Origin of the sequence: Virgibacillus oceani, from assembly GCF_041521345.1 — a bacterium.
Taxonomy (GTDB): Bacteria; Bacillota; Bacilli; order Bacillales; family Amphibacillaceae; genus Virgibacillus_N; species Virgibacillus_N oceani_A.
Map to the genome: position 1 here is coordinate 89455 of NZ_JBGOHB010000003.1, position 18571 is coordinate 108025.

At 38.9% G+C, this 18571-nt stretch carries 21 protein-coding genes; 13 read left to right on the forward strand and 8 right to left on the reverse strand.

The genetic code is table 11. The annotated features are described in order from the left end of the window. The first annotated feature begins 353 nt into the window (after window positions 1-353). From ACDX78_RS03640 to ACDX78_RS03670, 7 genes are all read left to right on the forward strand, one after another. The gene (locus ACDX78_RS03640; protein ID WP_486025621.1) at window positions 354-833 is read left to right on the forward strand and encodes an rRNA adenine N-6-methyltransferase family protein; all 480 of its coding nucleotides are present in this window, start codon (window positions 354-356) and stop codon (window positions 831-833) included. A 322-nt stretch (window positions 834-1155) separates the two neighbouring features. Then, a complete protein-coding gene (locus ACDX78_RS03645) occupies window positions 1156-1563 on the forward strand; it encodes a VOC family protein (RefSeq protein WP_486025444.1) in 408 nt (135 codons plus the stop codon). A 33-nt stretch (window positions 1564-1596) separates the two neighbouring features. After that, the gene (locus ACDX78_RS03650; RefSeq protein ID WP_486025445.1) at window positions 1597-2151 is read left to right on the forward strand and encodes a dihydrofolate reductase family protein; all 555 of its coding nucleotides are present in this window, start codon (window positions 1597-1599) and stop codon (window positions 2149-2151) included. Window positions 2152-2412: 261 nt separating this feature from the next. Beyond that, window positions 2413-3021, forward strand: a complete 609-nt coding sequence (locus tag ACDX78_RS03655) for a dihydrofolate reductase family protein (RefSeq protein WP_486025446.1) — start codon at window positions 2413-2415, stop codon at window positions 3019-3021. 245 nt (window positions 3022-3266) lie between these two features. Further along, on the forward strand, window positions 3267-4655 hold the full coding sequence (locus ACDX78_RS03660) for an RNA-guided endonuclease InsQ/TnpB family protein (protein ID WP_486025448.1): 1389 nt from the start codon (window positions 3267-3269) through the stop codon (window positions 4653-4655). A 1046-nt stretch (window positions 4656-5701) separates the two neighbouring features. Next, a complete protein-coding gene (locus tag ACDX78_RS03665; RefSeq protein WP_486025449.1) occupies window positions 5702-6412 on the forward strand; it encodes a DNA alkylation repair protein in 711 nt (236 codons plus the stop codon). Window positions 6413-7236: 824 nt separating this feature from the next. Continuing rightward, complete coding sequence (locus ACDX78_RS03670) at window positions 7237-8172, forward strand: DUF4349 domain-containing protein (protein ID WP_486025451.1); 936 nt, start codon at window positions 7237-7239, stop codon at window positions 8170-8172. A 48-nt stretch (window positions 8173-8220) separates the two neighbouring features. Here the strand turns inward: ACDX78_RS03670 and ACDX78_RS03675 are convergent, their stop codons facing one another. Beyond that, a complete protein-coding gene (locus ACDX78_RS03675) occupies window positions 8221-9471 on the reverse strand; it encodes a TraB/GumN family protein (protein ID WP_486025453.1) in 1251 nt (416 codons plus the stop codon). A gap of 175 nt (window positions 9472-9646) precedes the next feature. Here ACDX78_RS03675 and ACDX78_RS03680 point away from each other — a divergent pair, with 175 nt between their 5' ends. Then, window positions 9647-10678 carry a S66 family peptidase gene (locus ACDX78_RS03680; protein WP_486025454.1) on the forward strand — a complete coding sequence of 344 codons (1032 nt, stop codon included), beginning with the start codon at window positions 9647-9649 and terminating at the stop codon, window positions 10676-10678. A 43-nt stretch (window positions 10679-10721) separates the two neighbouring features. Here ACDX78_RS03680 and ACDX78_RS03685 read toward each other — a convergent pair whose 3' ends face one another. Next, complete coding sequence (locus ACDX78_RS03685; RefSeq protein ID WP_486025622.1) at window positions 10722-11045, reverse strand: Uma2 family endonuclease; 324 nt, start codon at window positions 11043-11045, stop codon at window positions 10722-10724. Beyond that, window positions 11012-11236, reverse strand: coding sequence for a hypothetical protein (locus ACDX78_RS03690; protein ID WP_486025456.1), 225 nt, complete (start codon window positions 11234-11236; stop codon window positions 11012-11014). The genes ACDX78_RS03685 and ACDX78_RS03690 overlap by 34 nt, the downstream gene beginning before the upstream one ends. Window positions 11237-11470: 234 nt before the next feature. On the opposite strand from ACDX78_RS03690, the gene ACDX78_RS03695 reads away from it, so the two are divergent. Further along, complete coding sequence (locus ACDX78_RS03695; RefSeq protein ID WP_486025457.1) at window positions 11471-12457, forward strand: ring-cleaving dioxygenase; 987 nt, start codon at window positions 11471-11473, stop codon at window positions 12455-12457. A gap of 70 nt (window positions 12458-12527) precedes the next feature. On the opposite strand, the gene ACDX78_RS03700 is transcribed toward ACDX78_RS03695, so the two are convergent. Genes ACDX78_RS03700 through ACDX78_RS03715 form a run of 4 tightly spaced genes read right to left on the reverse strand, consistent with a single transcriptional unit; the run spans window position 12528 to window position 14944 of the window. After that, window positions 12528-12692, reverse strand: a complete 165-nt coding sequence (locus tag ACDX78_RS03700) for a hypothetical protein (RefSeq protein ID WP_486025459.1) — start codon at window positions 12690-12692, stop codon at window positions 12528-12530. A gap of 12 nt (window positions 12693-12704) precedes the next feature. Then, complete coding sequence (locus ACDX78_RS03705; RefSeq protein ID WP_486025460.1) at window positions 12705-13727, reverse strand: TolB family protein; 1023 nt, start codon at window positions 13725-13727, stop codon at window positions 12705-12707. Between the two features lie 30 nt (window positions 13728-13757). Beyond that, on the reverse strand, window positions 13758-14624 hold the full coding sequence (locus ACDX78_RS03710) for a permease prefix domain 1-containing protein (protein WP_486025462.1): 867 nt from the start codon (window positions 14622-14624) through the stop codon (window positions 13758-13760). Beyond that, on the reverse strand, window positions 14621-14944 hold the full coding sequence (locus ACDX78_RS03715) for a PadR family transcriptional regulator (protein ID WP_486025464.1): 324 nt from the start codon (window positions 14942-14944) through the stop codon (window positions 14621-14623). The genes ACDX78_RS03710 and ACDX78_RS03715 overlap by 4 nt, the downstream gene beginning before the upstream one ends. A 391-nt stretch (window positions 14945-15335) precedes the next feature. On the opposite strand from ACDX78_RS03715, the gene ACDX78_RS03720 reads away from it, so the two are divergent. The 4 genes from ACDX78_RS03720 (at window position 15336) to ACDX78_RS03735 (ending at window position 17366) form a co-directional block, all read left to right on the forward strand. Next, window positions 15336-15746, forward strand: a complete 411-nt coding sequence (locus tag ACDX78_RS03720) for an RNA polymerase sigma factor (protein ID WP_486025624.1) — start codon at window positions 15336-15338, stop codon at window positions 15744-15746. Between the two features lie 10 nt (window positions 15747-15756). After that, the gene (locus ACDX78_RS03725; protein WP_486025466.1) at window positions 15757-16248 is read left to right on the forward strand and encodes a hypothetical protein; all 492 of its coding nucleotides are present in this window, start codon (window positions 15757-15759) and stop codon (window positions 16246-16248) included. 16 nt (window positions 16249-16264) lie between these two features. Next, entirely contained in the window at window positions 16265-16933 is a 669-nt protein-coding gene (locus tag ACDX78_RS03730; protein ID WP_486025467.1) for a hypothetical protein, read from the forward strand. A gap of 130 nt (window positions 16934-17063) precedes the next feature. Further along, window positions 17064-17366: a hypothetical protein gene (locus tag ACDX78_RS03735; RefSeq protein WP_486025468.1), complete on the forward strand. Its 303-nt coding sequence runs from the start codon at window positions 17064-17066 to the stop codon at window positions 17364-17366. Between the two features lie 289 nt (window positions 17367-17655). Here ACDX78_RS03735 and ACDX78_RS03740 read toward each other — a convergent pair whose 3' ends face one another. Continuing rightward, window positions 17656-18270 (reverse strand): class I SAM-dependent methyltransferase, encoded by a 615-nt coding sequence (locus tag ACDX78_RS03740; RefSeq protein ID WP_486025469.1) that lies wholly within the window; start codon window positions 18268-18270, stop codon window positions 17656-17658. Window positions 18271-18571: the final 301 nt, after the last annotated feature.

An 18571-nucleotide genomic window follows, 5' to 3' on the forward strand; every position in this document is an offset into this window, starting at 1 on the left:
AGCGACTAGCTGACTTCCTTCACCTCCGTGCGATAAGTCAACATCGGCTCCTTTGAGGTAAAGGAAGGCCGACTAAATACGGCCTTGCCGGCCAACGTCGGCATACCCCCGATGCGGGGGCATGTTTCCTTTATCTCCTCCGGCTCAGTCCAGTCCGTACGTCGCTAAACGGGCGCTTGCGCCTTTGTTCTTCACGAAATATGGTATAGGGGTTATTTATGCCTTATTGCGGTTTGTTTTTATATTTTCAGTCTTCCCCTTTCCTTTGATCACGAACAGAATGTCGTGATTTTTTAATGTAAAGGGAGGAAAATGAAAATGAGAAAAACGAAGCATAGGTCATTACAACACCTATATTAAAAATGCTGTTAAGTAATCCTAAAAGTAGTTTCCAGCGTGGGGTGATTGTAATGGAAAGAGGTGATGCAAAAAGGTTTACTGCAAAACGCTTTAAAGATCCTTATGTATTGGCATGGCGGATGTGGTTTGATCTACGACTGGAAAAAGGTGTGCCAAAGGAAAATCTTTCACCTCCAGCGAAAGTAGATTCAGCTATACTAAGTATAAAACGGAAGAATGAGCCAATGATCGCTTACAAAGATGCATTGCTTTTTCAAAACTTGACAAGCCATATCTTGAAATATCCACAGGCGCCATTAGGTATGGCATTACGAAGAATATTTACCGTGCCACAGTTAAAACTTTTAATAAAAAATCTGGGTGTGAATAATGAATTTACCGTAGGGAGTTTAAATGAAAAGCAGTGGGTAATTGTTTTCAAAACGATGATTCGTTATATTCCACAATCATCCTGGCCAAAAAGAAAAAAATAATAAGAAAGGTGCACACGAGCCTGTGGTTTCTTGAGTTTTATTATTTAGTTCTTCAATAAGATTGTTGAAGAACATGGTTATCCTTTATATAAAACCAAACAATAATCTACTGAGAAAGAATCCATTTTGATCAAAAATTTTCAAGGTGGATTTTTTTGTATGTTTTTGTTGTAGTAGCTTTAGTTAATATCGGAAAGAGTGCTTATTCAAAAAAGTGTTTGAGTCCAAGAAGAGATCCTAATACAGCAATCGATAAGAAATGATATAGAGATGGCCATGATATGATGAAGTAGTAAATTGAATCGAAAGGGAGGAAAAAACAATGACAGTACAAGTTACCCCGTATTTAATGATGGATGGAAATGCAAAGGAAGCAATTCAGTTTTATGAACAAACATTAGATGCTCAAATTCTCACAATCATTACATACGGAGAAATGCCTGATCTTCCGTCTGAAGATTTAGAGGGTTTAGTAGCGCATGCGAAATTAAAGATTGGAGAATCAGAATTAATGTTCTCTGATAGTCCCAGTTCTATGCCTGTTGTACAGGGAAATCAGGTGACTATTTGCATTACGACCCAGGATATGGAAAAGTCAAAGAGATTCTTTGAGGCGTTAGCACATGAAGGAGTAGTCAAAATGCCGTTCCAAGAAACTTCATTTAGTGCTGCTTATGGAAGCTTAACAGACAAATTTGGTGTAACATTTCTCATTGATACGGAAAGTTAGAACTGAAGCAGCAAAGGAATGGAGGGAAAAATAATGAGGAAGATCATTAGTCAAATGATGATATCGCTTGATGGTTTCATCGAAGGAGCGAATCAGGAGTTGGACTGGCATCATGTTGAGGAGGAATATCATAATTATGCGGGAGAGTTACTTCATTCTGTTGATGCTATTTTGTACGGGAGAAAGACTTATCAACACATGAAAGGCTTTTGGCCTACTGACTTTGCAAACGAGAAATTTCCGGTTATCGCTGAAAGAATGAACTATTTGCCTAAAATCGTGTTTTCAAGCACGTTGCATGATGTTGATTGGAAAGACACAACCCTCATCAAGGAGAAAGTGGAGGATTATATTATGGAACTTAAGCATCAGTCGGGGAAAGATTTGATCATCTTAGGCAGCTCAGACCTCGTATCCTTTTTAACAAACATTGGTTTGGTTGATGAATACCATGTAATAGTCAATCCGGTCATATTAGGTGGAGGCAAGTCCTATTTCCATAACATCAAGGATCGAAAGCCATTAAATTTGGTGAGAACTAAGGTGTTCCAATCCGGTAATGTCTTACTGAACTATGAATTGGCATGAATTATATGAAAGGCGGCATGAAATTCGAAACTAAGAATCGGAATTAGTGCTTTTTGACAGTCCTAAAATGATGCTTGTTGAACAGAAAAATTTAGTTACTGTTTGTGTTTCAATCAAAGATTAATGATTAAAAGATACATTGAGGCTTTAGGACATGAAGGCACAGCAGTCAAATTTGGTGTAACTTTTCTCACTGATACGGAAAGTCATAATGAAGCAGCAAAAGGTGTTTTACCACAATTATTAAGGAGGAGATATTAAATGGGGAAAGTTATTCTCGATATTTCTATGTCACTTGATGGTTTTATTACAGGTCCAAATGATAACAGGAAGCAGCCACTCGGAGAAGGGGGCATGGCGATTCAAAACTGGTTGTTTAGTGGGGATCAGCCGAGTCGATATAATGATTTTTTCAGGTTATCCAGTACAAACAGAGAACTGTTTGATAGTACTATTCCAAATACAGGAGCCATGATTGTAGGCAGAAGAACGTTTGACATTGTAAATGGATGGGAGGGCAATCATCCAATTAAAGATGTACCAGTTTTTGTGGTCACACATGAACCACCAGAAAGTTATATTGAAGGGAATACCAAGTTTGTTTTTGTAACAGGCGGAATTGAAAATGCTGTTAAGCAAGCAAAAGAAGCTGCAAACGGTAAAAATGTAAGTATCGGAACTGCCAGTATCGCTCAACAGTGTATTAAGGTGGGTGTGCTTGAGGAAATGCATCTTCATGTAGCACCTACTCTCATTGGAAAAGGAATTCGCTTGTTTGATCATATAGGAACGGAACAAATAAAATTAGAAAGTCAACAAGTCACAGACGGTACCGATGTGACACATCTTAAATATAGGCTCTTATACTAAAGGTGGTTCTATCAACCCCAGTCGAGAGTACCCCATCCTCAAGGAACCATGTGAGTAGGGTGGGGGTGAATCGACTTCGGATCAGGGTTGGTTTATGCCAATTCAAATGATCCGACTTCCCGATCGAGAACGTCTGTGCTATAATAAAAAGAACATATATTTTTTGTGGGAGGTGAAGTCTCATCAAAAAGAATCAAACGTTTTATTATAAAACGGACCAAATCTGGATCAAGCCGGGTCATCGCATGCACCCATACTTGAACCAAATGTGCCAAAATGCAAAAAATATGTATAATGCAGTAAACTTTTATATCAGACAGGTTTTTACGGGATTAAAAGGTGAAAACACACTGCATCCCTTACAACAAGAAGTTTTGGAAACCATCCGTCAAAACTTAGAGCCAATGAACGAAAAACAGCAACAAGCTTATCAGCGCAGGCTGGAAAAAGAAAGTAAAAAGCCTGTTGAAAAGCAAAAAGAAGTCACATGCAACCTATTTGAAGCACCAACAAAAGAAAAACCATATCTTCATTATAACTTTCTAAACAGCTTATTTCATGTAATTAAACAACCAGATTATCTTTCCCTACCAATACAGAGCAGTCAATGGGTAATGAAAGCCGTTTTTCAAAATTGGAAAAGTTTTTATGCCAGTTTAAGAGATTACAAAGATCACCCGGTAAAGTACAACGCCAGACCTCGCATCCCAGGCTACTCCCGCACCTCAGCGAAAGATATTATTTTCACCAACCAGGACTGCTGCATCAAAGAACAGAAATATTTAAAGTTCCCGAAGACAAAACTAAAACTTAACATTGGCAAATTGGGAATGGCAGAAGGAAAATTAATGCAAGTGCGCATCATTCCCAAGTATGGTCACTATGTGGTGGAATTAGTAAGAAAAGTAGAATATGACGCGATAAAACCAACGGATAGCAATAGATGTATGGCACTGGATTTGGGTATAAATAACCTTGTTTCCGGTGTGACAAATACGGGTACATCTCCCTTTATAATAAAAGGCGGAAATGTAAAATCGATCAATCAATATTACAACAAACAAAAAGCGCATTTATTGGGGGTTCTTCGTCATGGTAAGACATCAAATGAAGGACCTTTCACATCAAAACGATTGGAACGGCTTCATCAGGTTAGGCACCGAAAGCTAAAGGACATCTTTCATAAAGCCAGCCATAAAATTGTGAATCTTGCCTTGGAAGAAAAGGTAGACACAATTATTATCGGAAAAAACGAAGGCTGGAAGCAAAAAATAAATATTGGTAAAACGAGTAATCAATCATTTGTCAGCATTCCGCATGCCATGCTGATCAACATGATTACATACAAGGCGGAAAAAGGTGGGATTCGTGTCATCACGATAGAAGAATCGTACACATCAAAAGCGAGTTATATAGATGGGGATGATATCCCTGTATATAATGACACGAAGGGTACTCCTGTGTTCACTGGAAAACGAGTGAAACGTGGGCTTTATCGTACTTGTAAAGGATCACTGTTAAATGCCGATATTAACGGAGCGGCGAACATATTTAGAAAATTTGTGGGCAAGTCACCAAAAAAACAAGTGCTGACTGCGGACTCCGTAAATGTTTGGCAACCCAGAATTATTTAAAAGAAGTACCAAAGGCGAGACCGATGGTATAGAGGGGCTGGGTGTAAATAGTTCACCAATGTGACAGCTCCACTGACGTTAAGCGGGAATGTGTCGATACGTTAGAAACCCCCACTTCAAATTTTTGAATAGAAAATTAAGTGGTGGGAATATTCATCCATTTGGCCTTGCTGATATACTTAAAGCGTTAATTATAGTCGATGGAGGGCATTGCTCCACTTTATACACCATTTTCCGGTGCTATGTTACGATGTTAAAAAGTACTACATACTTAAATGAGTATTGTGCCCCTTCTTTGCCAATAGTATCTTTAATTGTGTGAAATTACGATACTTCAGAAACGGACAACTTATCCGATAACATAAGGATCATTACAAAAATTAAAATATTATTGGTAAACGAGTACATGAAGGTTTGCAGAGTAAAAAACCGAATATTCCGATTGCCTTAAATATCTAGATGAAAAAGAATTTAACGAAAACCAATAGAGCAGCAAGACTGGGATTTTCTTTATAGTACTCTTTGGAATAAAGAAGGAAGAAGACTGACAGGTACTCAAACGGTATTTAGTCGTTTAGGAGTTCAAAAATGGTTTGAGGAAATATCATGGTATACTAACAGGATCAATCTACTTAAATGTTTTCAGGAAAATAATCAGATGTTACAGTTCCTCAAGAGGATGAAGATCATGAAGTCAGGGCTATGAAGCTGCCCGGTCTTGGATCAGAAGATGACGACCGTTCCGCAATTAAAACACCCGACCTGTTTCTCTGTCTTTCTACAGGACAGAACTTTTATTCCATAACGAGAACTTATATCTTCATGGTTTATTGGAAAAGACTCCAGTTGCATCCTCAAATTGGTTTACTCGCCTTTTAATAAGCATATTGTTATAGAAACCGAACAGCCTGAGGAAATCAAGCAACAATTGATGCTTCTTTGTCAGCATCTGAAAGCTGCTTATCTCTAGACTTTGTCTGAGGCTGCCATGCTAAAATATGATAATAAAAAAGTGCACTTTCGCACATAGAAACGGGGTTTAACAAATGACAAATTATACTGCTGAACGTTTTATTCAGGAGTTGAAGCAACATCAAAATGAAGCGGGAATAGAAAATATGAAGAAGTTTTTCAAGGACTCGGATAAAAACACGAAATGTTTTGGCCTGAAAATGCGCACCGTGTTCCAAACTGCAAAACAATTTATGAATATGCCTTTAACGGAAATCGAACTGCTTTTAGAAAGTGATTATTATGAAGTGAGGATGGGAGCAGTAAGCATTATGGATTTTCAAGCAAAGGCAAAGAAGCTCTCCGATGATCATAAGCAGGCATTGTACGAACTGTATATACGAAGACACGACAGAATCAACAATTGGGACTTCGTTGATCGTGCAGCTCCTTCTGTTGTCGGGTCATTTTTGCTTGATAAACCGAAAGAAGCGCTCTATGAGATGGCGAGGTCACTCAATATTTGGGAAAGGAGAACAGCCATGGTAAGCACCTTGAGCTTTATCAAAGCGGGCAATACGGAGGATACATTTGCAATCGCTGAGATACTGGTGAATGATTCTGAGGAATTAATCAACAAGGCTGTTGGCAGTCTTATACGTGAAGCGGGCAAAAAAGATGAAGATAAGCTGAGATCCTTCCTGAATAAACACGCTCGCACCATGCCTAGAATTACCTTAAGATACGCTTTAGAGAAGTTGGATAAAAGTAAAAGGGAATACTATTTAAATTTAAAAAAAAGTTAGCGATAGCATAAAGAAGCGGCAAATGATGAAAACTTTATGCTGATAGAGGAACTTCTGGCTCAGAAAGAGGCATCACAATTGTAACTGGCTGTTTACGTGGGAGAAACGTTCGGAAAGGATAGCCTCATTTATTAGCAATAATAGATTTCTGTATTTAGAAATCTCATGACTTTAGTCATATGAGGAACAATCATGAGACAGGCGCTTAAATGGCGTCTTTTTTCATTTTTATGCTTTATTGAATCAATATCATAATGAAAAACCAGTATTGAAATGCGAACAAAGTTGATTTCCCCTAAAGGCGGACGTTTTCCGCGGGCGATGCCTCATCCTTCTCGCTTTGCTGCGGGGTCTACGGCAATCGCTGTACCCACAAATCTTTACGGTGGGGCGAGCATTTAGCGCAGTCCCAGAAGTCGCCGCCCCTCCCTTTGATCAGAATTAGCGCGATATGAACGAATGATTCAATGTATTTCCATATGAATGTTCGGATATTTAATTGGAATAAACAATGATGAAATTAGCTCATATTACGGAAAAAATCATTCTCAAAGGAAGTGTAAAAATGATAAACCAAATGCATACCAATGTAAATACTAGTACGTAAGCAACAGTGCCAAGTATTTACCTTAATCTGTCAGACAAGAATACTAGCTGTTTTCATTTTCATACGGAAGATAACTTTGTTTAACTTTTCTCTGTATGTAGCTCTTTTAAATTATTTTAGTTTTGTATATCTATATTAATTTGAAAAATCGGCCATCATGTAACTTTTTTTGAGTAATTTCGTCTATATCAAATGAGGGAAGTAAGGGGTGGTCAATTTGAAAAAAATAATAACGGTACTGATACTTATTTTTGGTATTGGTATGCTATTGGTATCCTGCAGTAACGAGGATGAAGATCAGACAGCTGATTATAATGTATCTACAGAGAGCTATGAAAAAAGTGTGCAGGACGATGGGGCTACTTCAGGAACAGAGGAAGTAGAAATAGCTGATGTGGGGCAGGAGGATGAGGATTCAGGTGAAAGCAGTGATCTGCCTGAAGATGCAGAGGCAGGTCAACAGGACAGGAAAATCATTTATACGGCGGATATGCGGATTGAAGTCAGCGATTATCAGGAATCACTCCATAGTCTCCAGTCGAGTATTTCCGAATACGCCGGTTATCTCGTGGAATCCTCGATGTATGAAGAAAACGAAAACAGTTTAACAAGTGGTTTTATAACTGCACGTATCCCACAGGAGCATTTTGATGAATTTATTGAAGTAGTAGAGGATGGCAGTGACAGGGTGGTGGATAGTACTGTTTCCGGGCAGGATGTAACAGAGGAATACATTGATTTGGAGTCGCGGCTGAACTCAAAAGAAGTGGTGGAGGAGCGTCTGCTTTCTTTCATGGAACAAGCGGAAGAAACAGAGGATCTTTTAGCAATTTCCGATGACTTGGCAAATATTCAGGAAGAAATAGAAGAGATTACCGGACGGATGAATTACTTGCAGGATAAAACGGATCTGGCCACCGTGACAATACATATTGAGGAGAGAGATGTAAGGATATCCGGGGTTGGTGAAAATGATTTAAACACATGGGAAAAGACACAGGAGCAGTTTATGAAGAGCATTAATTTTCTGATCTCCGCTTTTTCCGGTTTGTTTGTTTTCTTGGTTGGCAACCTGCCGCTAATATTGCTGCTCGGGGTAATCGGGCTGATTGCATTTTTGATAGTAAGAAAACGAATGAAACGTGATGCGTAACTAAACAGGACGAGGAACATCCTTCCTCGTCCTGTTTAATTTCCACCACTAATGTATATGCTCTGCCTCGTACCCATCTTCTTCCAAAATAGATATGATGTGGGGTTCTTCAATTAAATGCAGGGTTCCAACGATAACAAAGTAGGTTAGATCATTTTCTTCTTCCAAAAATTCGGAGATTGTTTCTGCCATACCGTAGTTACGGTCATCATTTATTGCTTTCATAAATGCTTCATCTTCTTCCGACATTTCTACACCTTCATCAATAGTTGTGAGAGCAAGAAGTGCTTCAATGTCTCCTTCTGCATAAGCAGAAAGCAATGCCTGCATCTCCTCGTCATAGTCTTCCAGATCGATGAAAATATCTTTCAGCATCTCTATCTGATATTCATCTGATGTATCAGCAAAAATACTTAGCTGTCCCTCGGCGGTCTCAAGGTCGATAATGTCTTTTCCATCCTCACTTGCCCTTGTGAGAAAATATTCATCTACCCCATATAAATAGCCGAGCTGTTCTGTCATGAACTGCTGAATGGTAGATGACAAAATCCATGGTTTATACATTTCCGCAAGTTCATATGGAAAACCAAGTTCCTCAAGCGTGGATACCAGTTCTGCATGTACATCTTCAGGAATATGATCCTCAATCGTCGTTCCATCCTGATAAGTGCCTAGCTCCATCATCGTTTCCTGCATTTCAAATGGGTTAATGGATGTGATATCAATCTCCGGAACAACAACATCGGATTCTGCATAAGCATTTTCAATTTCTGTATGCATTGGATAAAATTCTTCCGGGCCTACATGCACCGTTCCTTGCAAGTACACGGTTGTTTCCTCATTTTCCACTTTCCATAAAAACCCACCAGGACCATCATCTCTTCCAACGACTTCCGTTTCTTCTGTTTGGTGAACGACAACTCCCTGTTCGGATAGCTGATCCAGTATTTCCAGCTGTTCATCTGATTCAATGGGATTTTCTTCCACATTTACTTCATTCAAATTTTCAAGCTTCTGAAGTGGGGTGATATCGGTAATTTCATTATGTTCCAGCGAAAGTACTTGTAAATTATGTATTATGACTAAATCGCTGATGTCTGAAATATTATTTCCCGATAAATCCAGCTCCTCGATTTCCTCAAAATCTTCTTCGTATAAATCGCCTTCTTCTTTCTCGATCTCTTGCCGTAATGCTTCTTCAAGCTGCTCATCTCCGATTGTCACTGGCTCACCCGTTTGGCACGCTGCCAGGAAAAGCATTAGGAGAATCATGGTTAATCCAAATTTAACTTGTTTCATCTATAAAACACCTACTTTATAAAATTCCGGGGCAGCGGGTATCTAGCAATCTGCCCCAAAGATCAAAGTATGTTTATAGTAACATTTTATGTGGACAGTGTGTATTTTTTGTTGGAAGAAATAGTGAAATAGGTTGGTTTATCGTGTATACTGATTAAAAAAGTTGGTGTTAGAAATGTGGAGAAAACCGAAAAAACTGCAGCCTGGAGATAAAATTGCAACAGTCAGTCCCTCCTCGGGGGCTGCCGGAGAACCAGAGCTCAGGTGGCGGTATGAACAGGGTGTGAAAAGGCTGGAAGAGGTATTTGAACTAGAGGTGGTAGCGATGCCGAACAGTCTTAAAGGGGTAGACTATCTTTATAGACATCCAGAAGCCCGGGCACAGGATTTGATGGATGCGTTTAAAGATGAAAGCATTAAAGGAATTTTTGCAACGATTGGCGGGGATGACAGTATCCGGTTATTGCCGCATATTGACTTTGATGTCATACGGCAAAATCCGAAAGTATTTATGGGCTACTCTGATATCACAATTTCCCACCTGTTTTGTCATAAAGCAGGTCTATCCTCTTTTTACGGACCGGCGATCATGACAGACTTTGCCGAAAATGTGGAAATGATACCCTATACAGTGGATATGGTGAAACGGACGTTGTTTTCCAATGAAGCAATTGGAGAAATTAAACCTGCAGAAGCATGGACGAGTGAGTTTCTCGAATGGGCAGAAGGAAATAAAAATAAACAACGGACAATGCAGATGAATAAGGGATATGAAATTTTGCAAGGGAAGGGAGTTGTCGAAGGCCGTTTGATCGGCGGATGTATCGAAGTGCTGGAGTTTGCTAAAAGCACCGTGTTGTGGCCGGAAGAAAAGTACTGGGAAAATAGTATATTATTTTTTGAAACTTCCGAGGAAAAGCCTGCACCGGGAATGCTGAAGTACTGGCTCAGGAATTATGCAGCTCAAGGTATTCTTCATAAAGCAAATGGAATGGTTTTCGGAAAATCGCAGGACGAGGAATATTATGAGGAATACAAAGAGGAAATTCTAACGGTGATGAAAGAGTATGGTCTGGAAGATTTGCCAATTCTTTATAATGCAAACTTTGGTCACACGGAACCTAAATTTATTTTGCCTTATGGAGCGAACGCTGAAATTGATTGTGAGAATAGGAGCTTCTCGATTTTGGAAAGTGGAGTGGAGTAAGTTTGGAAAGACGCTGTTTGTATGGGTGGCGTCTTTGTTTACTTTACTCTTTTATGTCTGGAATATTTTCTGCGATTTCTGCCATCGTGAAGTTAACGCAGTGGATGTTAGGTGAAGTGATGGATTCATTTTGTTGAAAGATATTATGAAGTTCATACTGGCCATTTACCAAAACAAATTGCTCTAAAATAAAGGATTCCGGGTCAACAATCCAATATTCCGGTACAGCATAATTTGCATATGTTTTTCGTTTGTCAATTTTATCTCTTTTTAAAGTAGATGGGGAAAGGATTTCAACGACAAGGTCAGGAACACCAGTGATCCCTCGTTTTTTTATAATACCTTTTCTGTCACGTCTTCTTCGCAGCTTTTTGTTAGATTTTTTTGAATTTCAAAGTGTATCATTTGATGATTGGATGATGGTCCAGGACTCATCAGTTCCAATTGACCTTGTACCAGTTCATAGCGATTCCCGTCATCGATTGCGGCATAGTCATCATAGGTCAGTGAACTCTCTTTTACTTCGTGGGTTTTTTTAGATTTATTATTGCTGTTCATTTGGCTTCACCCCCCTCTATAATTTCATTTATTATATCATAGTTTGCATAAGCTCTCATCATGGATGGATAATATTCAAACTTAAGAAGATAAGTGGTATGAGTAAGCCAATATCGGGAATAAGAAAACCAAACTTTCTTTTTTGACAACCTTACTTGCAGATGATAAACTGAATTCATAATATCGTAATTAAAATAATGAATGAGCTAAACCTATAAAACTGGAGGCTATGACATGAACGAACTAAAAGGTATTCACCACGTAACCGCGATTACAAGCAGTGCGGAAAAGAACTATGAATTTTTCACGTATGTACTGGGGATGCGTCTGGTGAAGAAAACAGTAAATCAGGATGACATACAGACTTACCACTTATTTTTTGCCGATGATACTGGCAGCCCGGGAACAGATATGACATTCTTTGATTTTCCGGGGATTCCGAAAGGCTCGCATGGAACGAATGAGATTTTTAAAACATCCTTCCGTGTGCCAAGCGATGCAGCTATTGATTATTGGGTAAAGCGGTTCGACAGACTGGAAGTAAAACATAACGGTGTAAAAGAGCAATTTGGCAAAAAGACCCTTTCCTTCATCGACTTTGATGATCAGCAGTATCAATTAATTTCAGATGAGAATAATGAAGGCGTGGCATCCGGTACACCATGGCAGGATGGACCAATCCCGCTTGAATACGCCATTACAGGGCTTGGGCCGTTGTTTGTACGCATCTCTGACTTTGACTATTTTAAACAAATGATGGAGAAGGTGCTGCTGTTTAAAGAAATTGACCAGGATGGCTCTTTCCATTTGTTTGAAGTAGGGGAAGGCGGAAACGGAGCGCAGGTTGTCGTGGAATACAATGCCGTGCTGCCAAATGCCATGCAGGGATATGGAACGGTGCATCATGCGGCTTTCCGTGTAGAAGACCGCTCCGTTCTGGAAGAATGGCAAAAGCATTTGGAAGGGATAGGCTTACAGACGTCCGGTTTTGTTGATCGTTTCTTCTTTGGATCCCTGTACTCCAGAGTGGCACCGCAAATTTTATTTGAATTTGCCACGGATGGGCCAGGATTCATGGGAGATGAGCCGTATGAAACACTTGGGGAAAAACTGTCCCTGCCACCATTCCTTGAACCAAAACGGGATAGGATTGAAGAGATGGTGCGACCGATTGATACGGTGAGAAGTACGAAGGATATTGAAAAAGAGTATGAAGTTTAAAGGGTAAAAACAGGCGATTTTCGGCTTTCTGCTGAAAATCGCCTGTTTTATTGCATGTAACCAGGTAAGGTTATTTTTTCTTGCTTTTCAGCATATTCACTCCAATGTAAGCAATCACACCGCCCAGCAGCAATGAACCCCACATCACCCAATCGAACGCTCCTCTCACAGCACTCACAATCAAAAATGTAAAAGTAAATCCCAATAAAGTACTAATGAATGCAGAAAATCTCATTCTCGCAGCCTCCTATGATTCCTCGTTCTCAGGCATTTCGATATGCAGTCGCTTTTGCTCCTGCCCATCTATATTTATTTCCCAGTATTGGTAATCAGTCTCCTTTTGTGCAAACTGTTTATCCAATGTCACAATCAGCTTATCGCCTTCATGAAAAAATACTGGTTCCGTCACATGCTCACGGAAGTTGGTAATTGGTTCCGCCTGGTAATTATTTAAATCCATCAGAAAAGCTTCGTATATAAAAGTGCCGTTTTCATCTGTTGCAGTAACATCTGAAAAAGCGATTTGCTCCCCGTCTGGTGATAAGGCCGGTGAAGAAATGATCGGCGCTTCTGATGCAAAATCACCGATCGGAACGGGGGAGGTCTCTGCGTTGTTTTCAAGGGATATAAAAATGATACGATCACTCTGATCATAACTTTTAAACATAAGCTGCTCTCCATCCGGTGTCACTGCCAGCGCAGACATGTCATAAGCATCTTTATTCGTGATCTGCTGCGTTTCTTTTGTGTTCAGATCCATTTGATAAATATCGAAACCATGTGGCCTTTCCTGAGCAATGGGGGAATAATTTTCAAACACCCCGGCTTGAAGAAAGTATATGACATCTCCATCAGGAGAAAACACCGCTTCCGTTACTAAACCGCCACCTGAAGTCAGCTCTTCAACCTCGTTGGTTGCAAGGTCCATAAGCATGACCTCGCCATGTGGACCTTCCTCTTCCTCCCATTGTCTGACAAAAGTGATTGCCTCCCCGTCCGGAGAAAACTTAGGATTGATATAGGAATCGCCTTCATCGGGCTGTGCGAGTAGTTCCGCCTTTCCACCGGTGACAGGGACTGTATACAATGCGGCCTCCCCTTCATGGTAGTAGGAAAAAACAAGTGTTTCATCATTTGGTGAAATATCTGTTGCGGCGCCGTAGCCTGTAAACCCGTCGGGAACATCTGCAAATAAGGTGGCACTCCATAAAAGGAGAAATAAAACGAGCATTCCCGATATAAAAAATATATTTTTCTTTTTCAAAGTCATAGGTAAACCTCCTGAAAGCACAGTCAAAAATTAAATAATGATAAGGATAGCATAAGGCACCATGATGGCAAGTATTGAAAACAAAAGTCCGCTAACTATCGAAATAACCGGTTTTTTTGCAATAAATTTCATCTGATATTTATAAAATACAAACCAAGCCACGATGGGAATGAGCGGGTAAAGCGCCATTGTAGTCCATCCTGTAAATAACAAACTCCCCCAAAGGAAAAACAAGGCAATGGCAATCACCATGATCCCAAAGAGTAAATTTAGCGTGTAGCCTATTTTTATTTCGAGTCTCTTGCGGGATTCCCCTTCTTTTGGCGTGGCTGTGGAATAATACGAATTCCTGAATATAAACACAAGCCCTAAACCAATTAGCAGGATTAAATAAATGAGTAATAAAAATACCTGCTGCATAGGCATACCCTGGACTAAAATAAATGTGATTGCGTGCCAGATAAGATGAGCCATCACCACAACATGCAGAAAATAAGGATGCCTTCCAGCAAAAGCAATGTTGATCGCAGCCAATGTTACGAACGTTCCTGCGATCAGTTGAATAGCCAGCCAAGCAACGGAAGGATCCTGCAAAACAATTAACGTATATAAATGAAACAAGATACCAAATAATATGGATGCAATTCCGATGATGTACAACAATCCGCGTTGCCACGGGTACATCGATTCCTGCAATCCCTGCCCGATCATTTTAGACCCGCCAAATTCTGCTATTGCCTGTTTTTCCGCTTCTTTATCCGAATGTCCCGTTGCCAGAAAATATTCTTTTAAATCCTGCAAATGACTCATTAATTCTTCTTCTATTTCTTTCCGTTCTTCAGCAGCACACTGTGTTTCTTTAAGTACGTGCCGGGTGTATCTTTCCATCGGACTCATGACAATTCCTCCGACGTCTTTTTGATTAAACGATCCACGCTCTTCCATTCGCTGATTTTTGTTTCCAAAACAGTTCTTCCTTCATCGGTGATTTGATAGTATTTTCGTCTGCCTTTTTCTGTTTCTGACCAGTATGAACGAAGCCAAGTTTTCTTCTCCATTCTCTTCAAGGCAGGATATAATGTACCTTCACTCATACTGTACAGCTGATCGCTTTTTTCTTTCAAAATTTTTACCATGTCATAGCCGTACATATCTTTTCCGGCCAGTAAATTGAGCAATAAAATATCGATGCTACCCTTCATGATTTCACGGTCCATGTGTGGATTCCTCCTTTTCAGTGTACATTGTAACACGATGTATGTCGTTATACAATGTATATTAAAAAGTAATTCAGTAAGGTTTTCCTTTCTCCTTAACACAACCCCCAGTTTCAGGGAAGAACACTTATTGAACTAACAAGACAGAGGGGAGCTGTAACATTGATTTGGGCTATATTACTAATCCTTCTAATCCCTATTCACTACTTTATATTAAAGAGTAAATCGAAACGAATACTGAATTATTTTCATTATTATCTGTTACTTAAGAAAAAGCATCATTCTTTACCGTAAGGACCAACTAAGGGATCCCTTTTCATTTTTCATCAATCCATTAGAACGCATTGAAGAAATCTATAAAGCGCATTATGTTTATTTAAGAAATTTCTTAATCGGATTAACGAAAAATGATGAGGTTGGAGATGATATTATTCAGGAGTTATTTGCAAAAATCCTGGTAAATCCATCAAGTATTCTGGAAGTTACTTACATGAAAAGTTGGTTAGTAAGGGGAGCAAAGAACACACTTTTGGATTATTATAAAAAGAAAAAACCGGAACTGCTAAAAGATGAAAATATGATTGAATCTATATTAATCAATAACCAGACAGCGGAAGTAAGGACTTTGGTAAATCAGCAAATTCATACAGTTTTGGAAGGGTTAAATGTTACGGATAGGGCAATCCTACTTGCTAAAGTATATTACGGCTATGATTACCAGAAAATTAGCGAATTGCTCAACATCCCTGTTTCTACTTTAAAATCCAAAGTGTTCAGAATGAGAAAGCAATTGGCTAAATAGAGGTGATTATATGGATGATAATCAAAAGGTTCATCTATTAACCAAAGAGTTGATTCCTGTTATCGATGATTTAGATGATGAGGCAAAACAAGTCGTTTTGAATCATATTCACGACTGTAGGGAATGTCAGCAATTATATACGAATGTAATCGAGCTTGAAGAAAGCTATCCAAAATCAGCAGCATCCGATGAGGTGGAGATAAGGCCATTAAAAAAATTGGTACAGTTCAATCGAGGTCTGAAATCACTTTTAATTTTCATCAGGGCGATGATTTTGTTTTATATTATTTATTCAGGATGGCGTTTTTATGATTGGGAGACCTCTGCACAAGCAGCAATTGAGTATGTTCAGGGATTAACTTTTTTGTTTTATTTCCCGGCTGCTTTATTTTTAATCATATTCACTTTAATTTTTTTCAATAAAAAGTGGCTATGGATCTCTGTAATCATAGATACGATTATTATTTTGTTTATTGGCCGTTTAGTAACGCTTTTTATATAAATCGGAGGTGTGTCTATTGTTTGGATTTTTTGCCAACATTTTCTCTGGATTGTTCTTTGGATTGATTATTTTTGTCTTTACGCTGATAGCTTCTAAGATAAAAGGAAAGTTGTATTTAGCTCCAATAGTTACTTTTTTAGTTTCTATAGGAATAACAGCTTATGGTTTCATTACGGTTGGCGGTTTTGAAGGGATGGCTTATGGCATTGTGGGCGCAGGTATTCTTGGCGCGGCAATACTGGGAACCATACTTCTTCCATTTATAAACAGTAAAATGAAAGAAAAACATTTTAACAAATGGGATAAAGGTATATTAATCACCTCTCCCCTTATTCTTTTTGTGACGATAGGGTTGGTCCTATATACAGATGATGATTATTGGGTAATTGATGAAGGGTTATTACCTAATGACAATCAGGAAAGTTATTATAGTGTATCCACGATTTCAGAGGGCAGGAAGCAAATTGAGATTAATTTAGGAGAAAAATATATAGGGAAAGAGATTGAAGTGGAAAATGTTAAGGCTACAGGGAACACAGAAGTTATGGTGGAAATTGTTGACGGTGGTGAAAGTGATCAAACACCTTATATTCGAATAGGCGTGGATCAAATCGTTGAACCTTTAATAGTAGAATCTACGGAAGGGGAAGTTATCCATTCGGAATTAGAAATGATATCTAAATGACTTTATGTAAATAATTAGTTTTATGCTTTGGCTTTTGTTTCAAATCTGGATGGGAACGAGCTTGGTTTTGTGCAGGCATAAGATTTCTCATTATGAATTACGAGTAACTCTAGTGAAAGGAAGTGCTAACATGGGGTTTGTCATGGCAATTGCGCTTGCCGCCATAGCGGGGAGGATTGCATTATTTGTAATCGGAAGGCTTAAACATAAATATAACCAAGGTAACGTGGGTAATAAAAAATCAAAAAGCGCTCAAGATTTGTTGGGTAGTTTAATACCAATTGGAATGCTTTTTGGTTGTGTTGTCGGAGTCATTTTTGGCATATTTTCACCAGTCTCTCTGGTGCTTACTGTTAGTTTGGGAGCTAATATAGGCTATTTATTTGGATATTTTGCTTATGAATTTTATAGTAAGAAGAAAGCATATTCATAAATCCTAAAATAGCTATCTTCCTAAAACGGGCGCTTTTGCTGAACTAGGTTGTTAAATTGCTGGATTGATAACAGGCATAGAAGTGGTTCTAAACTGGGTTCTCGAATTACAGCAAGTGGAACCCTCTTTTCTAATGTTTTAACCCCAAATGCAACATCAAGAAAATAAATTTCACCTGGCTCAGTTCTGATTGAACTGCAATTTTCAACAAAAAGCATCACATTTTGCAATGCAATTTAATATATATTTTACCTAAAATGAACTCGTTATTATTAGGAGTGATTTTTTATTAAAAACTCCCATTTAGCCGGTAAAAAAGCATCCGCTCATCCGGATTCCGTTCATAATCTTCCAGTTTAATTTCCTTTACCAATTCAAATAATGTATTATTTTCCAGGTGATAAATATAATTGCCATTCGGGTAGTAGAGAATGAGATCTACAGACCGCTCAACCTTTTCGATAGAACGTAGAATATTGCCTACTACTTTCATGAAAATCTCAAGGGAAAATGGGTTGAAAAAGTAAAAGCAATTGTCTTTCGGATCGATTATGTATTCCTCTGCCAAACAGCAAATAAACTCAATTGTATGCGTCTTTTCTTCCGTATAACGATCATAGTTTTTCAGATTACCCAGTGCTCTCCCGAATATGGTTTCATCCATTTCCACGCCAATCACGGAAGACTGGTGGAAATGGTGGATATAAAAAGGAAGCCGCCCTTTCCCGCTGCCAAAATCGATGACCCGGTCGTCCTCGGTAAATTCATAGTGCTGGGATAAGGCTTCCAACGCACTATACGGTGTTGGCTCGTAAGGATTATAATGAAAGGAATCCGCATAAACCAATTTCTTGTCCTGCCCTGTTTTTATATGAAGCAGCTTATCATAATAGTATTCTTTCATCCTGACATCTCCTTGCTTATAACGGGAAAAATATCGGTATGACAATCATCATAACGATAAATATGACTGCCAACAGCGGGACTCCGATTTAAGATTGATTAGTGGCAGGTATTTGACAATATGCAGCTGATAATTTACTGGGAAGTAGTGATGCATGCGATGCCCTGGTTTTATCCAAATTTGTTATGTGTATAAGCAGAATGCTTTTTTTGGTCAATAAAGGCACCTAAAGCTTTAACACAGAACTTAAGAAAGCTCAAGTTGTATCGTTGAAAAGATTGGGATGGACTCCTTTCGAGAC

What these genes read in the sequence shown, in the direction of transcription:
- ACDX78_RS03645 (WP_486025444.1), top strand. Translation starts at nt 1,156, where the DNA reads ATGACAGTACAAGTTACCCCGTATTTAATGATGGATGGAAATGCAAAG.
- ACDX78_RS03650 (WP_486025445.1), top strand. Translation starts at nt 1,597, where the DNA reads ATGAGGAAGATCATTAGTCAAATGATGATATCGCTTGATGGTTTCATC.
- ACDX78_RS03655 (WP_486025446.1), top strand. Translation starts at nt 2,413, where the DNA reads ATGGGGAAAGTTATTCTCGATATTTCTATGTCACTTGATGGTTTTATT.
- ACDX78_RS03660 (WP_486025448.1), top strand. Translation starts at nt 3,267, where the DNA reads ATGCACCCATACTTGAACCAAATGTGCCAAAATGCAAAAAATATGTAT.
- ACDX78_RS03665 (WP_486025449.1), top strand. Translation starts at nt 5,702, where the DNA reads ATGACAAATTATACTGCTGAACGTTTTATTCAGGAGTTGAAGCAACAT.
- ACDX78_RS03675 (WP_486025453.1), bottom strand. Translation starts at nt 9,471, where the DNA reads ATGAAACAAGTTAAATTTGGATTAACCATGATTCTCCTAATGCTTTTC.
- ACDX78_RS03680 (WP_486025454.1), top strand. Translation starts at nt 9,647, where the DNA reads ATGTGGAGAAAACCGAAAAAACTGCAGCCTGGAGATAAAATTGCAACA.
- ACDX78_RS03690 (WP_486025456.1), bottom strand. Translation starts at nt 11,236, where the DNA reads ATGAACAGCAATAATAAATCTAAAAAAACCCACGAAGTAAAAGAGAGT.
- ACDX78_RS03695 (WP_486025457.1), top strand. Translation starts at nt 11,471, where the DNA reads ATGAACGAACTAAAAGGTATTCACCACGTAACCGCGATTACAAGCAGT.
- ACDX78_RS03700 (WP_486025459.1), bottom strand. Translation starts at nt 12,692, where the DNA reads ATGAGATTTTCTGCATTCATTAGTACTTTATTGGGATTTACTTTTACA.
- ACDX78_RS03705 (WP_486025460.1), bottom strand. Translation starts at nt 13,727, where the DNA reads ATGACTTTGAAAAAGAAAAATATATTTTTTATATCGGGAATGCTCGTT.
- ACDX78_RS03710 (WP_486025462.1), bottom strand. Translation starts at nt 14,624, where the DNA reads ATGAGTCCGATGGAAAGATACACCCGGCACGTACTTAAAGAAACACAG.
- ACDX78_RS03715 (WP_486025464.1), bottom strand. Translation starts at nt 14,944, where the DNA reads ATGGACCGTGAAATCATGAAGGGTAGCATCGATATTTTATTGCTCAAT.
- ACDX78_RS03725 (WP_486025466.1), top strand. Translation starts at nt 15,757, where the DNA reads ATGGATGATAATCAAAAGGTTCATCTATTAACCAAAGAGTTGATTCCT.
- ACDX78_RS03735 (WP_486025468.1), top strand. Translation starts at nt 17,064, where the DNA reads ATGGGGTTTGTCATGGCAATTGCGCTTGCCGCCATAGCGGGGAGGATT.
- ACDX78_RS03740 (WP_486025469.1), bottom strand. Translation starts at nt 18,270, where the DNA reads ATGAAAGAATACTATTATGATAAGCTGCTTCATATAAAAACAGGGCAG.